The sequence below is a fragment of the Modestobacter sp. SYSU DS0875 genome (genome assembly GCF_054050915.1).
Genome location: NZ_JBJHAH010000001.1, coordinates 189,701 through 213,304, shown reverse-complemented (window position 1 = coordinate 213,304; position 23,604 = coordinate 189,701). Strand labels below are relative to the sequence as shown.

Annotated in this window: 13 protein-coding genes; 7 read left to right on the top strand and 6 right to left on the bottom strand. The window is 68.3% G+C overall.

What is annotated here, in order from left to right:
* Position 1: 1 nt before the first annotated feature.
* Together ehuB and ACI79Y_RS00895 are read right to left on the bottom strand one after the other, a co-directional pair.
* Complete coding sequence (gene ehuB / locus ACI79Y_RS00900) at positions 2-826, bottom strand: ectoine/hydroxyectoine ABC transporter substrate-binding protein EhuB (protein WP_457156684.1); 825 nt, start codon at positions 824-826, stop codon at positions 2-4.
* Positions 827-1,224: 398 nt separating this feature from the next.
* On the bottom strand, positions 1,225-3,945 hold the full coding sequence (locus ACI79Y_RS00895) for an MGH1-like glycoside hydrolase domain-containing protein (RefSeq protein ID WP_457156683.1): 2,721 nt from the start codon (positions 3,943-3,945) through the stop codon (positions 1,225-1,227).
* 158 nt (positions 3,946-4,103) lie between these two features.
* Between ACI79Y_RS00895 and ACI79Y_RS00890 the strand changes: the two genes are divergently transcribed.
* Complete coding sequence (locus ACI79Y_RS00890; RefSeq protein WP_457156682.1) at positions 4,104-4,814, top strand: endonuclease/exonuclease/phosphatase family protein; 711 nt, start codon at positions 4,104-4,106, stop codon at positions 4,812-4,814.
* 423 nt (positions 4,815-5,237) lie between these two features.
* Here the strand turns inward: ACI79Y_RS00890 and ACI79Y_RS00885 are convergent, their stop codons facing one another.
* Together ACI79Y_RS00885 and ACI79Y_RS00880 are read right to left on the bottom strand one after the other, a co-directional pair.
* Positions 5,238-5,774 (bottom strand): hypothetical protein, encoded by a 537-nt coding sequence (locus ACI79Y_RS00885; RefSeq protein WP_457156681.1) that lies wholly within the window; start codon positions 5,772-5,774, stop codon positions 5,238-5,240.
* Between the two features lie 133 nt (positions 5,775-5,907).
* Positions 5,908-7,374 carry a hypothetical protein gene (locus ACI79Y_RS00880; RefSeq protein ID WP_457156680.1) on the bottom strand — a complete coding sequence of 489 codons (1,467 nt, stop codon included), beginning with the start codon at positions 7,372-7,374 and terminating at the stop codon, positions 5,908-5,910.
* Positions 7,375-7,802: 428 nt separating this feature from the next.
* Here ACI79Y_RS00880 and ACI79Y_RS00875 point away from each other — a divergent pair, with 428 nt between their 5' ends.
* From ACI79Y_RS00875 to drmB, 5 genes are all read left to right on the top strand, one after another.
* Positions 7,803-8,987, top strand: a complete 1,185-nt coding sequence (locus ACI79Y_RS00875) for a hypothetical protein (protein WP_457156679.1) — start codon at positions 7,803-7,805, stop codon at positions 8,985-8,987.
* Between the two features lie 403 nt (positions 8,988-9,390).
* On the top strand, positions 9,391-14,028 hold the full coding sequence (locus ACI79Y_RS00870; RefSeq protein WP_457156678.1) for a DEAD/DEAH box helicase: 4,638 nt from the start codon (positions 9,391-9,393) through the stop codon (positions 14,026-14,028).
* Positions 14,025-15,836 (top strand): UvrD-helicase domain-containing protein, encoded by a 1,812-nt coding sequence (locus tag ACI79Y_RS00865; RefSeq protein ID WP_457156677.1) that lies wholly within the window; start codon positions 14,025-14,027, stop codon positions 15,834-15,836. Before ACI79Y_RS00870 ends, ACI79Y_RS00865 begins: the two co-directional genes overlap by 4 nt.
* Before the next feature lie 5 nt (positions 15,837-15,841).
* Positions 15,842-19,018 (top strand): helicase-related protein, encoded by a 3,177-nt coding sequence (locus ACI79Y_RS00860; protein ID WP_457156676.1) that lies wholly within the window; start codon positions 15,842-15,844, stop codon positions 19,016-19,018.
* A complete protein-coding gene (gene drmB / locus ACI79Y_RS00855) occupies positions 19,015-20,748 on the top strand; it encodes a DrmB family protein (RefSeq protein ID WP_457156675.1) in 1,734 nt (577 codons plus the stop codon). The genes ACI79Y_RS00860 and drmB overlap by 4 nt, the downstream gene beginning before the upstream one ends.
* A gap of 35 nt (positions 20,749-20,783) precedes the next feature.
* Here drmB and ACI79Y_RS00850 read toward each other — a convergent pair whose 3' ends face one another.
* Both ACI79Y_RS00850 and ACI79Y_RS00845 read right to left on the bottom strand, forming a co-directional pair.
* Positions 20,784-21,896 (bottom strand): DNA cytosine methyltransferase, encoded by a 1,113-nt coding sequence (locus ACI79Y_RS00850; protein ID WP_457156674.1) that lies wholly within the window; start codon positions 21,894-21,896, stop codon positions 20,784-20,786.
* Between the two features lie 7 nt (positions 21,897-21,903).
* The gene (locus ACI79Y_RS00845; RefSeq protein ID WP_457156673.1) at positions 21,904-23,016 is read right to left on the bottom strand and encodes a DNA cytosine methyltransferase; all 1,113 of its coding nucleotides are present in this window, start codon (positions 23,014-23,016) and stop codon (positions 21,904-21,906) included.
* A 113-nt stretch (positions 23,017-23,129) separates the two neighbouring features.
* Here ACI79Y_RS00845 and vsr point away from each other — a divergent pair, with 113 nt between their 5' ends.
* Positions 23,130-23,528 (top strand): DNA mismatch endonuclease Vsr, encoded by a 399-nt coding sequence (gene vsr / locus ACI79Y_RS00840; protein ID WP_457156672.1) that lies wholly within the window; start codon positions 23,130-23,132, stop codon positions 23,526-23,528.
* Positions 23,529-23,604: the final 76 nt, after the last annotated feature.

Sequence of the window (23,604 nt, the reverse complement as noted above, 5' to 3'; positions counted from 1 at the left end):
CTCAGCCCTGGCAGAGCTCTTCGGCGGTGAGGTCCGGATCGGGCCGTTCGGCCTCGGTGAACCCGTACGGCTCCACCAGCTCGAGCCACTGGTCGCTCTCGATCAGCTCGGCCAGCTCGGCGTTGAAGGCCTCCCGCAGCTCGTCGTCGCCCTGGCGGAACACCGCCGCGCCGGCGCCGAGCTGCTCCTCGCCGTCCACGACGGGGACGAAGGCCTCGGCGACCTCGACGCCCGCGTCGTTCTCGGCGAGTGCCCGCAGCGAGATGGCCGTCAGCGCGAAGGCGTCGGCACGGCCGGACTTCACCGCGTCCAGGCCCGACTGCTGGTCGGGGACGATCTGCCGCCGGTCGTCGGGGATGCCGTTGGCGCGGGCCTGCTCGACCTCGACCGCACCGTTCATCACCGCCAGCACGGCGTCGCTGTCAGCAACGGACTGGTAGTCGGTGAGGCCCATCGGGTTGCCGGCGGGGACCAGCAGGGCCGTCGTGGCCACGTACACGGGGTTGCTGAACGCCGCCTGCTCGCAGCGCTCCGGGGTGATGAACATCCCGGCGGTGACCACGTCGACCCGCTCGGAGTTCAGCGCCTGGATCAGCGAGCCGAACTCGAACAGGTTCGGTTCGAGCTCGATGCCGCCGATCTGGTCGAAGATGTAGCCGCTGACGGCGGGTGACTGCCCCACCAGCTCGCCGTTCTCGCGGTAGGCGTAGGGGCGCTCGTTGGCGAACCCGACCTGGATGGTGCCTTCGTCCTCGATCCTGTCCAGCGTGCTGCCACCACCGGTCGCCGCGCCGGTACCCGGTTCGGTGGCGGAACAGGCGGTCACGAGGCCCAGACCGAGGACGACACCCGCGGCGCCCAGCTTCCGTCGCTTCGATCCACGCACTGCCTGGCTCGAGTGATTGCTCACGTCTCCCCTTGTCTTCGATTCGGAGTCTTCGACAGGGCCGCGCCACTACGCCAACGTGATCTCGTGCACGCCGGACGCGGCTTGCGGCCGCAGTCACGAGGAACGACGTTATGGAGGGTCCACGGGGGTGTCAAACCAACCGCCGCAGCGCAGGGCCGCTGCGCAGCGGGGGCCGGCTCCCTCGACGTCCAGGGCAGCGCCCCCGCTGATGAACAGCTCCGGGGGGCATTCCCGCGGATGTGACCAGCGCGTTCGGCGCGCTCGTCCTCGAGGCGGCGGCGCACGGCCGGAGTCGCGACTGCGGCCCCGAGCCCTCAACCCCAGCGCGGATCCGCCGGCAACCGCGGGTTGAGCAGGTGCGCCACCAGCGCCGTCCAGCCGGTCTGATGGGTGGCGCCCAGGCCCTCGCCGGTGTCGCCGTCGAAGAACTCGCTGAACGTGGGGTGCTCGCGCCACAGCGGTGAGTCGCTGGACTCGATCCGCTTGCCGTCGGCCGGGCGCTTGCCGTCGACCGGGCGGAACAGCGCGGTGAGCGAGTTGTCGATCAGGTCCGCGGCCTCCACCAACGTGCAGCGATTCCCCGAGCCGGTCGGGATCTCGATGGTGAACGAATCACCGTAGTGCCGGCCCAGCGTGCGCAGCTTGTCCGCCAGCAGCACGTTCACCGGGAACCAGATCGGGCCGCGCCAGTTGGAGTTGCCGCCGAACAGCTTGGTGCGGCTCTCCCCCGGCTCGTACTCGATCGACACGTCCCGCCCGCCGACGTTGGCGAACACCTGTCCGGTCGACTTGGACAGCGACCGGATGCCGAACGGGGAGAGGAACTCCTCGGTGTCGAACATCCGCTGCAGGATCCGCGTCAACCGCTCCTTGCCGACGAGCGAGAGCAGCATCTTGCGGCCCTCGGGCGTCGAGCGGCTGCGCAGCGGGCGCATCAGCTCCGGCCGCCGCTTCTGCAGCCACCGCACCCGGTCGGCGACGTCCGGCAGCTGGCTCACCCACTGCGGGATCTCGGTCGTGCCCAGGATCGGCAGCAGCCCGACCATCGAGCGCACCTGCAGCGGCTCCGTCGTCCCGTCCGGGGCGACCAGGACGTCGTAGAAGAAGCTGTCCTCCTCGTTCCAGAGCTTCGCCTCGTGCGATCCGAAGGCGTTCATCGCCTGCGAGATGGCGAGGAAGTGCTCGAAGAACTTGGTCGCGACGCCGTCCCACGCCTGGTCCGTGCGGGACAGCTCGAGCGCGATCTTCAGCATCTGCTGGCAGTAGAACGCCATCCAGCTGGTGGCGTCGGACTGCTCCAGCTTGTAGCCCGGCGGCAGCGGCGCCGACCGGTCGAACAGCGCGATGTTGTCCATCCCGAGGAAGCCGCCCTCGAAGACGTTCGACCCGTCGGCGTCCTTGCGGTTGACCCACCAGGAGAAGTTCATCAGCAGCTTGGTGAACACCCGGATGAGGAACTGCTGGTCGTGGTAGCCGTCGATCCGGTACACGTGCCAGGCAGCCCAGGCGTGCACCGGCGGGTTGACGTCACCGAACGCCCACTCGTACGCCGGCAGCTGGCCGTTGGGGTGCATCGCCCACTCGCGGCACATGAGCAGCAGCTGCTCCTTGGCGAAGTCGGGGTCGACGTGCGCCAGCGGGATGCAGTGGAAGGCGGTGTCCCACGCGGCGAACCACGGGTACTCCCACTCGTCGGGCATGGAGATGACGTCGGCCAGCGCGAGATGGCGCCAGCCGGTGTTCCGTCCGCCCTTTGCCCGGCGCTTCTCCGGCGCCGGGACGTCGGGGTCGCCGTCGAGCCACTGGGCGACGTCGAAGCGGTAGAGCTGCTTGGTCCACAGCAGGCCGGCGTAGGCCCGGCGGGCGACGTGCCGGTCGTCGGCGGACAAGCTCGGGTGGATGACGTCGGCGTAGAACTCGTCGGCCTCGTGCTTGCGGTTCTGCAGGACGGCGTCGAACTCGGGGCCGAACGTGTCGTCGTCCGGATCGGGCTTGCGCAGCCGCAGCTTGACGCTGACCGTCTCGCCGGGCTGGACGGCGTCCCACTGGTACCAGAAAGCGGCCTTCGTGCCGGTGTCGGCGGGGTTGACGGCGGTCTCGTCACCCTCGACGACGCACCGGTTGATGCCGTCCTTCGTGTACTTGGTGGCGTTGCGGGCGGCACCGAAGAGCTCGACGGCGTTGGTCTCGTTGTCGCAGAACAGCACGTTCGGCGCGCCCTCGGCGGCGAGGACGTAGCGGCCGAGGAAGCCGTGCTCGGCCTCGATCGCCTCCAGGCCGTTGACGCTGAGGGTGGGCGCGAGCAGCTGGGTGAGCACGCCCTGGCGCTTGTCGCCGCCCCACGACCAGGTGTTGCGGAACCAGACCTGCGGCAGCAGGTGCAGCGGCGCGGCGTCCGGCCCGTGGTTGGTGGCGGTGACGACGATGCAGACGTCGTCCGGCGCGTTCTTGGCGTAGGTGACCTGGACGTCGAAGAACCGGTCCTCGTCCAGGACGCCGGTGTCGGCGAGCTCGTACTCGCGCTCCAGCTTGCTGCGGCCGGCGTTCTCGTCCCGGAGCTGCTGGTACGGGAACTCAGCCTGCGGGTAGCGGTAGAGCCACTGCATCCAGGAGTGGGTGGGAGTGCCGTCGACGGCCCACCAGTGCTCCTTGGCGTCCTCGCCGTGGTTGCCCTCGGCGTTGGTCAGCCCGAACAGGCGCTCCTTGAGCACCGGGTCCTTGCCGTTCCACATCGCGACGGAGAAGTTGAGGAAGCCGTAGCGGTCGCAGAGGCCGCCCAGGCCGTCCTCGCCCCAGCGGTAGGCGCGGGCGACGGCGTGGTCGAACGGGAAGGACGCCCAGGCGTCGCCGTCGGCGGAGTAGTCCTCCCGGACGGTGCCCCACTGCCGGCCGGCCAGGTACGGCCCCCACATCCGCCACGGGGCGGACATGTCGGCGGACTCGGCCAGACGCGCGTGCTCGGCGCTACGAGGCTTGTCGTCCTGCTGGGGGGTGGGCTCGTGGATCGGCGCGGCGCCGGGGGTCGCGTCAGTCACGTACCCCACGGTCCCACGGGTTGGTTGCCGGGACGTGTCAGGCGGGACCGTCCGAGACCAGGGTCACCGCTGCGCCGGCTGAGGTGGCCGACGCCACGGCCTGGCACCTCCGGGTGAGTCCGCTTCGGTGGCCGGCGTCCGGCTGGTCTGATGCTCGGGTGAAGCTGGCCACCTGGAACTGCTGCGGGAAGTTCGACACCTACTTGCCGCATCTGCTCGACCTGGACGTCGACGTGGCAGTCGTCTGCGAGGGCACGGCGCCAGCGGCCTGGCCGACCGCTGCGGACGGTCGCGCGGTGTCGGGACTGGGCCAGCGGGTGTGGGCAGACAGTGCGAAAGAACTGGTGGTCGTCGCACGGGAGCCTTGGTCGGTCGCGCTGCATGAGGACGCCGGGTCTGCGCCCGCGTGGGTGCTGCCGGTGCGGGTCAGCGGCCCGACGTCGTTCACGCTGGTGGCGGTCTGGACGGTGGTGTTCCCGGGCACGCCCGGTTACGTTGCACAGCTCGACCGGGCGGTGGACTGGGTCGAGCAGTTCTCCGCAGATGCGCCGACCGTGCTTGCCGGCGACCTCAACGCGCCGATCTCCTCGAGCCAGAAGCAGTACGACCGGGTCGAGCGCCGGCTGGACGGCCTGGGCCTGGTGGACGCCTACCGGGTGAGCCGCGGGCTCGAGATCGGCGAGCAGCCAACCGAGCCGACCTACTTCCACCACCGGCGGCAGGACCAGCCGTTCCACATCGACCACGTCTTTGTGCCCCTGGCCTGGGCTTCGGACGCGACGGCAGAGGTCGGCGACTTCGACGTGTGGATCGCGTCCGGCCAGAGCGACCATGCGCCGGTCACGGTCAGCGTCGAGGGCGAGGCGTAGCCGAGCGCGACCTCGGCCGCTCGACGGAGGCAAGCGAGGGTTCGGCGCGTCTGTCTCAGCGCTGCCCTCAGCAGCAGGAGAAGCCGCACGAGCCGGTGGCCGGGAGCTCGACGTGGCAGTGCGGACAGGCCTGTACCTGCCGTGCCGTCGGACCGCGTCCGCCCGCTTGTGGCATCCCGGGCATCCTCATCAGGACACGGCCACCCCTCGCAGCGTGGTCCCAGCTCGCCGCACAACGCCCTCTCTGCCGCCAACCGACCGCACCGCCGACAAGCAGGCCGGTTGCCCGGGCGCTGCGGTCGGCACGGTTCGCGGAGGTGCGCTCCTCCGCGACCGTGCGTACCCGGTCGCCCCGTCCGCCCTTCACGACCTTGTACAACGGACGGCCGAAGTCGTCGTTGCCCGTCTGAGGGCCTCCGGCAGCTACGAGCAGTGGCCGCAGATGCCAGAGAGCGGCGTTTCCATGTGACAGCTCGGGCAGACCCCACCCCGCCGGGCCGGCTGCCGGGCGGAGCGCGCCTTGTCCCGCCGGGCCTGAACCTGCGGGGTCACTGCGGGAACACCACCGTCCGGCGGCACGTCCGCGCCGAAGTACCGGTAGCAGAGCAGCCGCTGCTCGGCCGCGTGGTCGTCCGGCAGCTCGGGCCGGTACCCGTACACGGTGTCAATGGCCTCGACGTAGCCACCTCCGACAGCACCGCCTTGGGTGACGCACAGCGCGGAGAGCATGGGTTCGCCCCGTTGGGCGCAGTCCTCGGCGACCCGGAACAACACACCGCCGATCCAGTACCGCATCAACTGGTTCGTGTGCACGCCGGATGCGTCCTGTACGTGCTCTGCCAGCTCGCTGTATGTGATGACGGCGTGGTAGCTCCGCGCCGTATCGATGAGTTTTTCGCGTGCCATCCGCGACCACACCGAGATGCGATCGTCGCCGGCCAGCGCCCCTGAGTCACCCATCAGGATCCTGCCTCCTCGAGACGCACGAATTCTGCTTGCCCGACCTCGTCGACGAGCGCCCAGAAGTCAACGGTCGTGAACGGGAACATCAGACACGTCGCGCTCTTCACGCTGCCGACCTCGACGCCGCCCGCTATCCCAAGAACCCACATGTCCGGTTCGCAGTCGCGATCGACGAGTGCGGACAGCTCCCCCACGTCCACACAGCCACTGCCGTCGAGCAGAGCACAAGGCTGACCAAGGGGTCCATCTGCGACGAGCTGTGCCCGGCGGTCACTCGGTTTCCCCGACCGTGGCGAAACGCTCGGGCACGGTGATGAGCTCGACGCCGAAGGCGTCGCAGACCGACTGCAGCCGCTGCCGCCAACGGTCCTGCTTGGGCCGGAAGTCGGGGACCACGACGGCTGGTCCTGCACGCCACCCGGTTCAGACCGAAACGCTCGAACCACGGCTCGAGGTAGGCCGCCTGGCGGATGAAGTGGCCGTACAGCACCGCCTGCGCGACCGCGTGCCGGTAGTACTGCCCGACCCCGGCTCCGCCGCTGACCTTGATTTCCAACGCCCAAGGAGTCGATCCGTTGCGCATGATCGCGTCGAGGTAGCGCGCCGCTCTCGACGTCGGCATTCCCCAGCGGGTGGGAAACTGACTGCCCCAGCTGACCCGCCTCGGCGCTAGAGCCAGCAGGACGTCCAGCGACTCTTGCCCATTATGACTGATCAGCACCACGCCGCGGAGAATCCGCGACTCCAAGGCGTGCTCGTTCTGCCTGTCGCCCAGCTTCACTACGTTTGAGTGCCACCGCTCAGCGAACTGGGTGATCGCTCGAGCCGCACGGTTCACCGAACGCGGATCGTCGATGACGGCCAACCGTCCCGTGGGCTCGACCGTCAGCCACGTGGCCCGCTCAGGCCCCGGTCCACCGTCGCGGTGCTTGCCCACATCGACGGCGCCTCGGCGGGGCCCGATCTGCGCCACCTCGAGGCCTTCCAGACGACGGGACCAGTACCCCTTGCGCGACAGCATCGGGTAGCCGCGGAAGTCGTCGCGCGGAACCCGGAAGTCGTCACGCGGAACCACGGCCAGCACCGCCTGGACCAGCGGCGACGAGCGGTTCTCGACGCGCAAGAGGAGCTCGCGCCACCGGGTGTAGTGGTACTTCCGGTGATCGCCGAGGTCATCGAGGCCACTCGTCGTGATGGGCAGGACTTCGCCGTCGGTCGTCAGCCAGCGGAGGTCGACCCGGAATGTCGTGTCCAGCTGCGCAGCGAGCGTCCGCAGCGCCCCTTCGGCCTCCGTTTCCCAGCGGTTGTCGGCGACGAGGAGGGTCACCTCGTCCGACGCGACCGCCGAGTCGCCGACCGAGTCGTCACCCTGCAGGTGAAGATCGACGAGGTCCAAGAGCGCACCAACCCGCGTCTTGGTGTCCGAGTCGACGGCAACCACGCGCTGACCTCTGAAGACACAACGGACGACGGCGCTACCGAGGCCGTTGGCGAAGTCGGGGGTCGCATCGACGTTCGAGATTTCCGGCGGCCTGCGAAGGAGCTCGGGCAGGGACGTGTGAGCAGACATCTCCACCTTCCTGGTCGCGCGCGTCACGCTTCCCACCACAGGCCGTCGTCCTGAGGAGTCACCCGTGGGAAGTGGCGGTAGTACATGCGCGCCTTCGGTGCTCATCGGCACAACACGTTCGGAGCGGAACGCCTGCACGAGATGCCTGAGGTCGGGGAGGGGCGCGTGTCCGGAGGCGGGGTGACGGTCGGCCAGGTGGTCGCGGAGGGGCTGCCCGACAGCTCGGTCGCCGATGACTTGGACCATGCAGGCGCTTGCCTCCTACTCCTGGTCACTCCAGCCGCAGTAGCCGCATAAGTTCAGGGGCGAGACGGGACTTCGTGGTTCACTCCGCTGCTGAGTAGCTGTACAGCCACGTTGGGCCCTCACCTGCCAACGGGATCACTGGCGGCCCGCCTCCATGACCATCACGCGGTGCCTCTGCACGGCGACCGGACGAAGACGAAGGTGCCTACGTGAGTGACGAGCAGCAGCCCGAAGGCGTCGTCATCCCCCTCCACCCGGAGCACGACGTCATGTCCCGCAGGGACCCCTGGCATCTGCTCGCCGAGGGAGAGGGACTGCTCGTCACGTGGGCCAAGGCTCCTGATCGCACGCCCGACGCCTGGGGGTCTGCTCTCCGCGGTACGAGCGTCCTGTCGCAGCAGCTGGGCACCATTCTCTCGCGCACCGGCGATGCGGCGGCACGGTCCGGCACGACCTTGTTCCGACTGGAACTGCCGACCGGGTCAACACTGCGCGATCTGGTCCCAGCCGTCGGCGGCGGATTCCGGGGCTTGGTTCGCGGCGGTGAAAGTTCCAAGATCGCCGGGCAGGCGCGGCTGATCACCGTGGCAGGCGGTGGTACTGCCGCCGGCGTTGCTTTAGGCCCACTCCTCGGCTTGATGGCGGTGGCCGTCGGCACAGAGATGCTGGCACGTCATCAGCAGGAGCAGAAGCTCCAGCTGATCCAGGAGGGAATCGCCGCCCTTCAGCGCGACAACGACGAGACGCTCGATGCCCAACTCGGCGGCGCCGAGGAGGCGCTCATGCTGAGCAGCGCGGCGCTGATCGATCGCGTCAGCATCCCGGATGCGCTCGGACTCGGTCCGGCCGTGGATAACCTCAGGACCATCAAGAAGCGCGGCCTGACATGGCTCAAGCGATGGGAGTCCGCCGCCGAGGGCCTGCCGTCATCAGGCGGGGTGGCCATGGACGACATGCGAGCCGCCCTGTCCGGGAAGGACACACGAAACGAGTATGTCCGCTTCCCGGAACGCATAGCGCAGCTCTACCGCGCGTTGGCTCTGGACAGCAGGGCGCTGGTCATCGCAGGAGCAGAAACAGCCCTCCGACATCCCGACGAGCCCTTCGGCCACCTCAAGGAGGGGCTCGCTGTCGGCCTCCGATCCAACGCGGACGCGCAAGCTCGTCTCCAGGAGCTCCTCTGGACGTTGGCAGCGCCGCCGATCACGTACAAGTTCCCGTGGCAGGGCGGGGAGGCGATGGAGCTCGACCGCGCCTTGGCGACCATGGCAGCCAACTTCTCACGCTTGCCGGATGCGCTCGGCGTTGTGACGACGGGTAACCGACAGGTTCTCGAAGTCGTTCGCCGACCCGACGGCACCAGCCACATCCTGTCCCCTGCTAGCGCGAGCTGACGGTCTGGTTCTCGGGCCTCGGCGGGAGCGCCTCTCATGCGCGGCCGCCGAGAGCCACCCCTGCATGACGACCGCCTGCCCGCCTCCTGGGCATGCCGGCGCGCTGAGAGGGTGACCGGCGAGGGGGAACTTCTACGGCTCGCCAAAAATGGCCGCAACGAGCAGGCGTCCACACGCTTCTTCCCTATTGACCGACCTTCCATCTCTCTCGCCCCGACGGACCGACCCACGAGCACCACACGACCCACACTCACCAATCGGAACGAATCCGATCACAGGGGCTGGAGTGGAGCGCTCCTCACGCATAGCGTCGTCCGCGGTCGGCTGGACTCAGGTCTGAAGCAACCGGCCGTGTCGGGCGCGCGGCCCCCGACGACTGTCAACGGGGACGAATGAGGCAAGTGTGAGCAGCAAGCGATGGGCCGAGGCCGATGGCGAGGTCGGTCGGGCGGTCATCACGGAGGCCCGCCAGTGTCTCGATGCGTACCGAGCCAAGCCCAATCTGGTCGAGCAGGACGCCGGGATCGAGATCTCGAACGTCGAAGGCGGCTACGGCCGCAAGCAGCTCCACGAACTGCTGCAGAACAGCGCCGACGCGATGATCTCCAGCCCGGGCCGGGTCTCGATCGTCCTGACCTCGACTGCCCTCTACTGCGCGAACGAGGGGCAACCGTTGCGGCCTTCGGGAGTCGCAGCCCTCATGGCGTCCCACCTCTCCACCAAGCGCAGCGATCAGATCGGTCGCTTCGGCCTCGGCTTTAAGTCCGTCCTGGGACTCAGCGACCGCCCAGAGATCCTCTCCACCTCAGGGTCCCTTCGGTGGGACCGGGACCAGTCCCGGCGTCGCATCCTCGAGGTGGTCCCAACCGCGAAACGAACGCCGGTACTCCGGCTCGCCGAGCCGATCGACGCGGAGCAGGCTGCCGCTGACGATGCCGTACTGGCGGAGCTCATGGAGTGGTGCACCACCGTCGTCCGCCTCCCGCTGCGGCCGGACGTCGACTGGCTGTCGGACGAGCTCCAGCGCTTTCCCGCGGAGTTCATGCTCTTCAGCCCGCACGTACGTCAGCTCGACCTGGACGATCGCACCACGGACAAGCGTCGTAGTTGGACGGCCCAGCGGCAGGAGCACCGCGTCGAGCTCATCGGTTCGGGCGGCAGCACCGGGTGGCACGTCTTCCGCGCAGAGCATCGGCCTTCCCCTGCCGCGCGTGCAGATGCCGGGGAGATCGCCGGGCGCGACCGCATCGACGTCGTCTGGGCGGTGCCGGACCGTGGCCGCTCGGTGGCCGGCCAGTTCTGGGCCTTCTTCCCCACGAACTCGCGCACCACGTTGAGCGGCATCGTCAACGCGCCGTTCAAGACGACGGAAGACCGCCACGACATCCTCGACGGGCCGTACAACCGGGAGATCTTCGAGAAGGTCCTGCCGGAGATCGTCGCCTCGCACTTCCATCAGCTGAGCGACCCGGAAGATCCGTGCAGCATCCTCGAGATCCTCCCGGCCCGCGGCAGGGAGATCCGGTCCTGGGCGGACGACGCCCTCAACGAACCTGTCACACGAGCAGTCGCAGCCGCGGCCTGCATTCCCGACATGACCGGGACCCCGCGTCGGCTCGCTGACGTGCAGATGAGCCCGCGCTTCCTGGCTGAGCGCGACCGGTGGACGTCGATGTGGGCAGCCGTCGAGGGCGGTCCGACCGACTGGATCCACCCGTCGGTGGACAAGGGAACCGAACGGCGGGCCAAGGCGACGCGGCTCTACGAGCTGACGCGCACCCCTGAGTCGACGACCGAGCAGTGGCTGGAGGCCCTGGCCGCCTCCGGCACCCGAGGCTCCATGGTCGCCGTGCACCTCGCCGACCAGATCAACGCCAAGGAAGCGGACCAGCTCACCGCCGTCCGACGGGCCCGGTCCGTCCTGTGCTCGGACGGCAGCTACGCCGCTCCCGTCCCGGGCAAGATCTTCATGCCGGAGCCGGACGAGACGACGACGGCTCCGGATCTCGTGCACGGCGATCTGGCTCGGGACGACGAGACGGCCGCGGCCTTGAGCCGCCTGGGCATACGGCCCCTCGACGCACTCGGCCGCTTGACCGGGCACATCGCGCAGATGGTCGAGGGACCGATCTCCGGTCCTGAAGTCGGGCGGCTCTGGTCGTTGACGCGCCGCGTGCCGACCGAGGAGGCCGTGCGTGCGCTCTCCTCGGGGTTCGGTCCAGGTCGTACACCCGTCAGGACCATGGCGGCCAAGCCCGCGCCTCTCAGCGATTGCCTGCTCCCGGGGACCGTCGTCCCGTCGGACGGTTCCCGGGATGCCGATTTGGCGATCGACATGCGGTTCCACGCCGAGGACCACCAGATCCTCACGAGGCTCGGTGCCGTCGCCGGACCACGCTTGGCGAATCGCTCCGTCGAGGAGCCGTGGTTCCTACAGTGGCTTGAGCACGCCAGGTCGACCTTCGTCGCCGCAGCGGAGTCGCGTGCAGTGCGCGTGTCGCCGGGGTCGATCGCCGCTCGCCCAGGCCCGACGGCGGTCCATCTGAATCTACTCCCCCGCCTGTCGACGCCCGGCCGTGTCGCCATGACCCGCGAGATCCTGGCGTTGACGCAGCAGAACTGGACGGTCTTCTCCGAGGCACGAGGCAGCATCGAGCCCCAACTCGTCGTCAATCCCGGCATCTGGTGGGTTCGGCAACACGGGATGGTGGACACACCTCTCGGTCCCTGTCCGGTGTCCGACGCCGTAGCCCCGACGGACGACGTGTCGGCGGACCTCCTGCCGGTCCCCGTCGGGCTGGACTCCTCCGGTCTGGCTGCGCTCGACCTGCGTCGCTCGCTCGACGCGAACTGGTGGGCGCGCTTTCTCGTGGTCGCTCAGGAAGCACTCGGTGTCCCCCGAGCCCATCGCCTGCTCAGTGCCGCCGCCCGCGCCGGCTGTTCACGTCCGCCGACCCTCCGTGTCGAGCGGCCCGGCGGCGGGGTGGTCGATGCACCGTCCGTCGAGGTCGTCGTCACCGACGATCCTGTCGCCTACTCGCTCCTCAAGGAGTCGGTCGACGTCGTCCTGGTCGATTCGGAGAAGGACGCCGAGGTCCTCCGTACGGTCTGGGGACTCGGTGACGCGCGCGCGATGCTGCGCCGGACGGTTCTGGCCGCCCCGTCTGGCGAGCCGCTTCCAGCGGTGGACCGTTTTCCGGGGTTGCGCGTCACCGCTCCGGCGATGTCGTCCTCCTCGACGCTGGTGCCGTGCACGGAGCTGGCGATCGAGGTCGTCGCGGAGGAGGGCTCCACCCGTTCCGTGACGGACCGTCGGTCCGTCAGCGAGAGCGAGGTCCTCTACTTCAGGGACGACATGTCGTCGGCCGAACTGCTCGACGCGGTGAACGTCGGATTCCGCCTGGGCCTGGATCAACGACAGCTCCAACAGACGATCGAGATCGGTCTTCGCCGGGAGCAGAGCGAGATCGCGAAGAAGGTCCGAGCCGCGACGTCTGTGGACGACAAGCTCCTCGCGCTCGCCGGCGAGGACGAGCTGCGCAAGCTCGTGCCGGCGGCGGCGATCGAGGTCGCGGAGGCACGTCAGCACCGCAAGCTGCAGGCGGTCGAGATCGCACGAATGGCGCGGACGGCAGCCGGAACCCAGATCATCCGCAAGCTCAGCACGGCCATCGAGGCGCGCGGCATCACCGTGCCCACCGCGCTCAACGGTGGGAGCAACGCCGCGGCGTTCACGGAGAAGCTCGGGCTTCCCGACGAGTTCGCGGGATCGAGCACCCCGCAGCGAGCGGCCGTGCAGGTCGTCGACGGCCCGGTCCGGCTGCCGGAACTCCACGACTACCAGGCCGACACCGTCGCACGCGTCCGTGAGGTGCTCCGCGCGAAGGGCCTGAGCCGAGGACTCGTCGCGCTGCCGACCGGTTCGGGCAAGACGCGCGTTGCGGTCGAAGCGATCATCGACCACATCCGCGAGGAGGATCCGGACGCCCTCGTCGTCTGGATCGCTCAGAGCGATGAGCTCTGCGAGCAAGCAGTCGAGACCTGGTCGTACGTGTGGCGGGCCGCCGGGGCGCACAGAACGAGTCTCACCGTCAACCGGCTCTGGGCCTCCAACGACGCCGCGCAGGCGAAGGGCGGAGCGCAGGTCGTCGTCGCCACCGACGACAAGCTGAGCTCCGTCTCGACCAAGGAGCGGTACGACTGGCTGAAGCGAGCATCGATCGTCGTGGTCGACGAGGCGCACACCTCCGTGTCGAAGACGTACACGGCACTGTTCAACTGGCTGGAGCGTGGCACTCGGCAACGTGACCGCCCCCTGCTCGGCCTGTCAGCCACCCCGTACCGCGGGACCAACGAGGAGCAGACGAAGCAGCTCGTCAACCGTTACGACGGGAACCTCCTGACCGACGGGCTCTTCGGTGGGGAGGACCCGCACCTCCACCTCCAGCGGCTCGGCATCCTCGCCCGCGTACGGCACGAAGAGCTCGAGGGCATGCGTCTGACGCCACTGCGGTTCTCGAGCAGTACGGACGACGGTGATGGCTCCCACCTGCTCGAGAACCGCATCGACCTGGCACAGGTGGCTCGGGACGAGGACAGGAACCACCGGATCATCGACTCCTTGCTCCAGGTCGGCCGGAAGTCCACGGCGCTCGTCTTCGCCGCCTCCGTACAGCACGCGGAGATCTTGGCCTCGGTCCTGGACGCCGAAGGTCTGCCGGCGGCGGCCATCTCGAGCTACACCACCCCGGCCGAACGCCGTGAGCGGATCCGTCAGTTCCAATCGGGCGACATCAGGGTGTTGACGAACTACAACGTCCTGTCGCAGGGGTTTGACGCACCCAAGGTGGGTGCCGTCTACGTCGTGCGCCCCACGTTCAGCCTGAACCGCTACCAGCAGATGATCGGTCGAGGTCTCCGAGGACCGCGGAACGGCGGATCGGAAGAGGTGCTGATCGTCAACGTGAGAGACAACATCGACGCGTTCGGCGAGCAGCTCGCCTTCCACCACTTCGACGCCCTCTGGCAGGACCACGCGTGAGCGTGGAGTTCGACAGCAGTCAGCTCGCCGTCGTCGAGGCCGAACCGACGGACCGCCTGCTGGTGACCGCCGGTGCCGGCCGCGGCAAGACGGAGGTCATAGCGGGCCGGGTTCGGGAGTTGGTCGACGTCCACGGGCTTCAGCCCTCGGACGAGCTACTGGTCCTCACCTTCTCCCGTGCTGCCGTGGCGGCTGCGCGTCGTCGGCTCGAGGACCGGGGCCACGGGCTGGTCGCGGTGAGCACCTTCGACTCGTTCGCGACCCAGATCCTCCTGGAGGCAGGTGAGGACCCGTCGTCCGTCGGGAGCTTCGACCGACGGATCCGAGCTGCAACGGCCGTCCTGCGGGACGACCCGCCGGATCGGGTGTCGGCCCTCCGCCACGTCCTGCTCGACGAGGTCCAGGATCTCGTCGGGGACCGCGCGGAACTGGCCCTTGCGCTCCTGGGCGAGCTGGAGGCGGACTCCGGCTTCACGGCTCTCGGCGACCCTCTCCAGGCGATCTACGACTGGCAGCTGGACGAGTCGACGTCGAAGGTCTCGTCGGGGCAGCTCATGGCCGGCCTCGTGGACGAGCTGGGTGCTCGTAGGACGGCACTGGACGTCGATTACCGCGCTCGTGGCAAGGACCCCCTGGCGGTGGTCGACCTCGGTGAGGTCGTCCGTCGACTGGGCGATGGCGCGGCGGCACGTGAGCGGGTGACCGACTTCATCGACGAGCTGCTCGACCTGGGACCGCTGCCAGGCGCTACCAACCTCGTCGACCGAAGCCCGCAGACAACGGCTGTGCTGTGTCGCACCAACGGACAGGCGCTGACGGTCTCTCAGAGACTTCGTGAAGCCGGCGTCCGGCACGTCCTGCGACGACCCCTGGAGGACGTCGGAGTTGCCAGCTGGATCGGCGCGGCGTTCGGTGCAGTCGATTCGTCCGTCCTCGACCGGGACGAGGTGACTGCACTCGTAGAAGAGGCCACTGCAGACGTGGACCCCGTCGATGCTTGGGTGACCCTCAAGGAGGCGGAGCGTCGCACGCGGGACCGGGACCACCTCGATCTCGGCGCGCTCCGTCGTGCGCTTCGCGCAGGCGCCGCGCCCCTGGGACTGGCTGCGACGGACGACGCGGCCGTCGTGGTGTCAACCGTCCACCGCGCCAAAGGGCTCCAATTCGATCGCGTATTGATCGTCCCGGCCGACGAGCGGCGAGACCTGGACGACGATCCGGCGGCCGAGATGCGGGTGCGCTACGTCGCCCTGTCCCGGGCGCGTGACGAGATCCTCCTCTGTCACGCGCCGGAGGAAGCGGCGATGGTGTCTCGCCTCCCGTCGGGTCGCTGGGCCGTCCACGCGTGGATGGGACGGGGCAAGCGACGGCCGGCGGCGATGGAGGCCGTCTCACTGGACGTCGACATCATCAAACCCACCGCTGTGCAGGGCGGCTCGGCGGAAGCAACTCAGCATCGGCTGAAGCTCGGCGACGTCACCGGTGCCGCGGTCACGGCGGTGCTCGAGGCGGGCTCCGCCCAGCACATGCCGCGGTTCACCTTGCATCTGGACGAGGACGGGACCCCCGTCGGTCGAACGTCCGAGCACTTCGGCCGCGGACTGTCATCGACCTTCGGCAAACCATGGGGAGGCCAGGGCTGGCCACGGGCCATCCGTGGGATCGCAATTGCGTCCGTCGAGACGGTGGCGGGCGATCCGGATGTGACGAGACATGCCGGTCTCGGCGGCAGCGGCCTCTGGTTGGTGCCTCGATTGACGGGCCTGGCGCGACCGGACTGGAAGAACGAGTGGGAGGGCTGGACCTGATGGGCTTGGCTGAGAAGTACGCATTCCGTGAGGCAATGGTCCGGCGTCTGCACGACGACCTCATCGGGCCTCGTGGCGGCGATCAAGAGGTCATCGATGAGTCACCCCTCGACCGGTACATCGCCGGCGTGCTGTGGCCGTCGGACAGCGGTACGCAGGAGGCGGTGGCGGAAGAGCCTGTGGACGCCCGGGATGACGACACCGCGCCGAGCGACCCGCCGGTTGCCCAGGCACGCATGCGCTTCCCGTCGTCGGCCGGCATCACGTTCACGGTGGACGCGCAGAAGGTCGATGCCGTGGTCGTACGCCCGTCGGCCGCTCAATACGTCCCCGGTGATGAGGTCACCTCCGTGGGCACGGACCAACTCTCCCGCGCGCGGGGTCAACGCCGCGTCTCATGGACACGCGTGCGGCCGGACATGGACGACGTGACCGTCAGGCTGGACGAGGTCGGTCCACGCCGCGTGGAGGTGGCGCCAGGACTGGAGCTCTACGTCCTCGTCCGGAAGCCGGTCGACGGACGAGTCACGGTCACCGCCGCCCTCCTCAACAAGCAAGCGACAACAGGAGGACTGCGCGACGAGAGCAGCTGGTTCCAGGTGTCGATCCAGGTCCTCGCCGACGCTCCGGCGTTCGTGGACCGCGCGATGATCCCGACACCGGGCGACGAGGACCTGGCTACAGGCGCACTGCTCTACCGCAACGCGCGGACGTTCGCCTCAGGACACGGTTGCGCCGCGACGTGGGAGGTCGATGACGCGAACTCCGTCTCTTTCGTGCGGACGACGTTCATGCCCGGCCATGAGCTCAAGCGGGCTCGCCCACGACGGATCCCCGGCGTCGATCTACGGATGTCCCACCTGGCGACTGCTGGCACGCCAGAGGTTCTCGAGACGTTGGGAACGATCGTCTCGGAGTACCGAGCTTGGATCTCGGCCCGCGAGAGCGACACCGCCGACCGCGCAGTGGTGGACGAGAAGCTCGAGGGCGTTGCCGTGCGGCACATGGCGCGCGCCGGCGAGGCTGCCGACCGCATCGAAGCCGGGATCGACGTACTGCGTCGGGACCCCGATGCCATGCGCGCCTTCCGGCTGATGAACGAGGCGATGCAGCTACAACGCGCACGACAGGACTGGGTCCGGAACGGCGCAACGGGCGAGCCCGATGCCGGAGCAGAACAAGCGTGGTATCCCTTCCAGCTGGCCTTCATCCTGCTCAATCTCGCCGGACTCAACGACTCGAGCCACGAAGATCGGGACGTCCTCGATCTGCTCTGGTTCCCGACCGGCGGTGGGAAGACGGAGGCCTATCTCGGGCTCATCGCCTTCACCATCACACGCCGCCGCATCGGCGATCCGTCGGCTACCGGGGTCGCCGTCATCATGCGTTACACCCTGCGACTGCTCACCATCCAACAGTTCGAGCGGGCCACCACGCTCATCTGCGCCCTGGAGTACCTGCGGGGCCAACGTGCCGAGCTCGGGTCTGACCCCTTCTCGATCGGACTCTGGGTCGGTGGGGCCGCGACACCGAACACACTCGACGACGCACGCAAGGCCCTGAACAAGCTGGCACGGGGACATGACGTCGATGAAGGCAACCCTGTCCAGCTGTTGGCATGCCCCTGGTGCGGAGGCGGCCTGGGTGCCGACGAGTACCGCATCGTGAAGCACCCGGAACGACACCTGCGCGTCGCCTGCGGCCGTGCAGGCTGCCATTTCTCGAGCGGCCTCCCGGTTCACCTGGTCGACGAGGACGTCTATCGGGCGCGTCCCGAGCTGGTCATCGGGACAGTGGACAAGTTCGCTCGCATGGCCTGGACAGAGAAGGCCGGAGCGTTGTTCGCCCGGGACGGTCGGGGTCACCGCCCGGAACTGATCATCCAGGACGAGCTGCACCTGATCTCCGGGCCGCTGGGCTCGATGGTCGGGCTGTACGAGACCGCGGTCGATGCGGCTTGCGCGGTGGATGCCGATACGCCGTTCGACCCGCCCACGGGGCGGGCCAAGATCGTGGCCTCCACCGCGACCATCCGTCGCGCGACCGAGCAGGTGCGAGCGGTCTTCAACCGGAGCGCTGCTCAGTTCCCACCGCCGGGCATCGATCCCGATTTGTCGTTCTTCGCGGAGCCTGCTTCGTCCCAAGAACTCGGCGACCGGGCCTACATCGGTGTCATGGCTCCTGGAACCAGTCACCAGACATTGATGATCAGGGTCTACGCGTCGCTGCTGCAGAGTGCGCAGGACATTCCCGCCGCCGTCGATACACGAGACCCCTATTGGACGTTGATGGGCTACTTCGGCAGCTTGCGCGTCTTGGGGTCTGCTCAGCTCCAAGTTCTTGATGACGTGAAGGCGCGCCTCGGACTTCTCGCCCGCCTCAGCGACACGAAGGAACGACGTCTTCGGCCACCCTCGGAATTGACAAGTCGAGTCAATGCGAAGGACATCCCTGGAGCCTTGAAGAACCTCGAGGTCTCGCTGCCGGACCGCGCCGCCGATGACGTTGTGCTCGCGACGAACATGATCTCCGTGGGCCTCGACGTCGACAGGCTCGGCCTCATGGCCGTGATGGGCCAACCCCAGTCCAGCGCCGAGTACATCCAGGCGACCAGCCGCGTGGGTCGTAAGCACCCGGGGCTAGTCGTGACCATGTTCAACTCGTCGCGCTCCCGAGACCGGTCACACTTCGAGAACTTCGTCCCTTTCCACCAAGCGGTCTACAGGTCGGTCGAGGCGACCAGCGCAACGCCTTTTGCGGCCAGGGCTCGGGACCGAGGTCTGCATGGTGTGCTGACCTCCATCGTCCGACTCCTCTTCAACGATCTCGCGCCCAGCAAGGGAGCGGGCTTCGCGGACGGCCAACGGCACAAGCTCGAGCTCGCAGCCGCGATCATCGCCCAGCGCGCGCGGGACTGTTCCGAGGACGGTGACGAGACCGAACAGCAGCTGCAGGGGCTCGTGCAGGAGTGGCTGGACGTAGCTCGCTCCAAGCCCGGCTTGGTCTACTCGCTCCGGGACAACTGGGAGGCCTCGCTGCTGGTGGATCCCGCGGCGATGCTGGTGAACCCGGACATTCCTGACTTCGCCCAGGGACAAGTGCCCTGGCCCACGCTGCAGAGCCTGCGCGACGTGGACGCGGAGAGCAGCCTCTACCAAGTTGTCCACAGGAGAGAGCGATGAGCGCGAATCCCAAGGCCCGCCGGAGTCAGCTGGTCTCTACCTTCGGGGTGGGCGGGTTGTTCCCCTCCGAGAACACCAGCTTCATGATCGCGGGACTCCAGGACTGGGACACCTCACGAGCTGAACCCGCGAGTGAACCTCGTCTGGCGCGGTCGTTGGGTGTCACGTCATTGCTGATGCCTCCTGCAGGCAGTCGGCGGGACGTGCCGGTCGTGCGATTCCCTCAACGGCAGATCTGCCCCGACTGCCGCAGGATCGGCCGTCCGCAGGACTTCGGCTCCCCTTGGGGCGAGGCGGTCTGCAAGCTCTGCAAGCCGTCAGCTCCCCTGACGCCCTCTCGACTCATCGTCGCCTGCCCCAACGGACATGCGGGCGAGTTCCCGTACTTCGAATGGGCGCATGCCGGTCGCGGAGAGACCTCGTCGGGGGACCACGACCTCCGGCTCCGGAGTCGTGGTCGGACGTCGTCGCTCGCCGACCTGGTCGTGGAGTGCACGTGTGGCATCGCACCGGTGGGTCTGGACGGCACCTTCGAGGCCGGCGCCCTCAAGGGGATCACCCGCTGCCGCGGGGAGCGGCCGTGGCTGGGCCCCGACTCGAAGCAGGAGTGCGATCAGACGCCGAGGACGTTGCAGCGCGGCGCGTCCAACGTGTGGTTCCCCGCGGTGAGGTCGGCGATCTCGATCCCCCCGTTCTCCGAGGCGCTAGCGCGCTTCGTGGATCGAGAATGGCAGACCTTGCAGGCCCCGCAGGCCGTCGACGCACCGTGGTTGATCGACGGCCTGGTCAAGAAGAGCCGGGAGCGCTTCTCCGCTGACGAGATCATCCGGGAGACCCGGAGGCGCCATGAGCAGGAGGCCGGGGACGAAGACGTCACCGAGGCGGGCCTCCGCCGCGATGAGTACCGGGCCTTGCTCGACGGGCGCCCGGAGGAGCGGGACGGATCGGATTTCGTGTGTCTTGAGCGCCCTGTTCCTGAGGAGATCTCGTCCCTCGTGACGGCGGTACGGAAGGTGACGAGGCTTCGGGAGGTCCGAGCGCTCTTCGGGTTCTCGCGACTTGCCGCCATCACCGACACCTCCGACCCACGGTTGTGCGAGCTCAGCACGAAGAAGGAGTCGTGGCTGCCGGCGATCGAGGTCATCGGCGAAGGGATCTTCCTCCAGTTCGACACCCAGGCGCTGCGCGAATGGGGCGCGCTGCCCTTCGCCGAGAGGCGCCGCCGGCGGATCCAGGAGGCGTCGGACGCTGCCGACGAAGCTGCTCGCCGCCCGATCACCCGGGAGGTGGACGCCTGCCACGTGCTGCTGCACACCCTGGCGCACGTCCTCATCGACCAACTGGCTCTGGACGCGGGGTATCCCGCTGCGTCCATCCGCGAGCGGCTTTTCGTCGACGAGTCGATGTCCGGCATGCTGATCTACACGGCGACGTCCGACTCGGCCGGCAGCCTGGGAGGCCTGGCCGCCCAGGCGGAGGAGGACAAGATCGGTCGACTCCTCATCGAGGGCATCGAACGCCTCGCCTGGTGTTCCTCCGACCCGGTCTGCATTGAGTCGACGGGCGCAGGCACGGACGGGTTGAACCTGGCTGCCTGCCATGCCTGTGTCCTGGCGCCCGAGACGTCGTGCGAGGAGCAGAACATCCTGCTGGACCGTGGTCTGTTGATCGGCACGCCCGAGGAGCCGGGAGCGGGCTACTTCAGCAGTCTCCGGCCGGACGGCATGTGACTGCGGGCTCCCCGGGCAGCCTCGTGCCCGGGGAGTCAGCCGTTCTGCAGGCGGTCAGCCACCACACCTGCGACCGCCCGCGCCAGCGGGGGCGGCACCGCATTGCCGATCTGCCGGGCGATCTCGGCCTTCGTCCCGTGCCAGACGTGGCGCTCGTCGAAGCCCTGCACGACCGCGGCCTCGGCGTGCGTGAGCGCGCGGTTGACCTGCTCTCCACCGTTCTCCCACTGCGGGTGGAGGAACCGCCCCTTCTCCGGCTTGAAGAACTCGGTTCGGATGGTGACCGCCGGCTGATCCCAACGCAGCCGCCCCAGCACGTCACTGGCACCCGCAGGGTTCTTCCTCCAGCAGGGGTACTGCAGTTCGACAGGGAGCTGCAGTCGACTCCTGCCCGGTGCGATGTGTGCGTACCGGATCTCTGATAGGAGGTCGTACCTCCGTGTCACGTGCAGGTCCCTCAGCTTGAAGGGGCCGGGGACCTGGACGCCCTGGAAGTCTGCCGTCGACTCAGGGAGCCACTCATCGCGTACGCCCGGCTCCAGGACGACAGGACCGGCAAGGAAGGCGTCACGCAGGCTCACCCACCCTGGCCTGCCGCCGGTCGGGTTCCTGGCGTGAGTCTCAGTCGGCTCGACCACAGGTCCGATACGTGAACCGATGATGATGGTGCGGATTCGCTTCTGCGGAGTACCGAAGTCAGCGGCGTTCAGACGAAAAACCTGGGTGCGGAACTCGGCAAGCTCGCCGCCATCGCTCGCTGCAGTGCGCAACAGCTCGAACTCCGGTGTCTTCGCGAACCGGTCGACGTTCTCGAAGACGAACATCTGGGCGTCGGATTCACGGACGACCCGGACGAACTCGCGCCAGAGCTGGTTGCGCACGTCTTCAGGATCACGCTTCCCGAGCGCCGAGAAACCCTGACAGGGAGGCCCGCCGATCACCAGATCGGCATGCGGCACCTCCCGATAGTCGGCGATGTCGCCGGCGAAGGTGTGACCACTCATCGAGCCGAAGTTGGCTGCGTACGTTGCAGCGGCCGCCCGGTCGACCTCGACCGCCCCGACGCTGACGAACGAGCCATCGTCGAGAAACCCCCGCGTCATGCCTCCACAACCTGCGAAGAGGTCCAGCAGCCTGAAGGGACCCACTGCCGTCCTAGTCCGCGAGCGCGCGAGCGAGGTGGGTGGCGATGGCCTTCCCCAGAGGAATCGGGACGGCGTTGCCGATCTGCCGGGCGATGGACACCTTCGACCCCACCCACTTGTGCTTTTCCGGAAAGCCCTGGATCAAGGCGGCTTCGTAATGGGTCAGAGCACGGTGCTCCACCGGATGCAGGTAACGCCCCTTCTCGGGCTTGAAGAACTCGGTGCGAATGGTCACAGACGGCTTGTCCCAGGACAGGCGCCCCATGACGTCGGCAGACCCGGTGGTGTGCTTCTTCCAACAGTCAGGCAGGAGCTCCCATGGGATGTTGAAGCGATTGCCACCACCCTCGATGGAGCGAATGCGCTGCATCGAGATGGGCGAGTACGTACGCCCGATGTGGAGCTCGGACGTGGAAAAGGCACCCGGCAACGAGCGGCCGCCGACCAGCGTGCGACGCTCAGGCAGGTCGATCGTCTGCACGTGTGGATGTACCCCACCCAGGATGTCCAGGAGCGTGACGTGTCGACCTGCATGCGTCGGCGTCGGAAGCCCAGGTGATGGGACGTCTCGCCGATGGCCGATAAGAATGGTCCGACGCCGCGCTTGTGCCGCTCCGTAGTCCGCAGCGTTGAGCAGGCCCGCCTCGAAGTCGTAGTCCGCCAGCAGACCATTGGGCTCGGTCGCCGCTCGGAGGTCTGCGTACTGGCTGGATTTCAAGAAAGCCCCGACGTTCTCGAGCACAAAATACTTGGGCTGGGCTCGGACGATCGTCTGCGCGTAATCGCGCCACAGGACGTTCCGCACGTCCTCCGCGTCCCTCTTCCCCAGAGTTGAGAAGCCCTGGCATGGCGGCCCCCCGATGATCACGTCGACGGACGGGACCTCCCGGGTCCGAAGCCAGTCGCCGATCGGACCGACGTGGACGATGTCCCCGAACGTCGCGGCGTAGCTCGCTGCCGCCTGGGGGTCCATCTCGACCGCCTGGACGGTCCGGAAGGCGCGGGTGGCGTGAAATCCCGCCGTCATCCCGCCGGCACCGCTGAACAGATCCAGTACCGTCGCTTGCGGTTTCGGGGCTTCGCCTTCAGACACGGGAGATGACGGCGAGAGCGCGGACTGCACGACGGAAGACTAGCCGGCCGTTACGACGATCTTGAGGCGACGGACCGACGATGACGGAAGATCACAGCCTCATCGACTCTCCCCGGCCGCTCGACTCGTCCGTGACGCGACGCATGTCCCGACAGCGCCGCCGTGACACCGCCCCTGAGGTCGCCCTGAGGCGGCTGCTGCACCGACGCGGACTGAGGTTCCGCGTCGACTGGCCGCTCCCCGGTATCCCCCGCCGGCGTGCCGACATCGCCTTCACCCGGCGGCGCATCGCGGTGTTCGTCGACGGCTGCTTCTGGCACGCGTGCCCCGAACATCGGACGGCGCCGGCGACGAACGCCGAGTGGTGGGCCACCAAGCTGGAGAAGAACGTGCGCCGGGACCGTGACACCGACGAGCACCTGACGTCGCTGGGTTGGACGGTCCTCCGCTACTGGGAGCACGAGGACCCGGTGAGTGCCGCCGACTCCGTCGAGGCAGCCGTGCGCGAGGCCGCCGGCGATCCTCCGCGTACGGCCGATTGATCAACCGGGCCCGCCCCGACGGCAGCCGCCGCGAGCGACGCGGACCGGACGCCTGTCGCTTTACGAGACAGGATGG

What these genes read in the sequence shown, in the direction of transcription:
- drmB (WP_457156675.1), top strand. Translation starts at nt 19,015, where the DNA reads ATGAGCGCGAATCCCAAGGCCCGCCGGAGTCAGCTGGTCTCTACCTTC.
- vsr (WP_457156672.1), top strand. Translation starts at nt 23,130, where the DNA reads ATGTCCCGACAGCGCCGCCGTGACACCGCCCCTGAGGTCGCCCTGAGG.
- ACI79Y_RS00885 (WP_457156681.1), bottom strand. Translation starts at nt 5,774, where the DNA reads ATGGGTGACTCAGGGGCGCTGGCCGGCGACGATCGCATCTCGGTGTGG.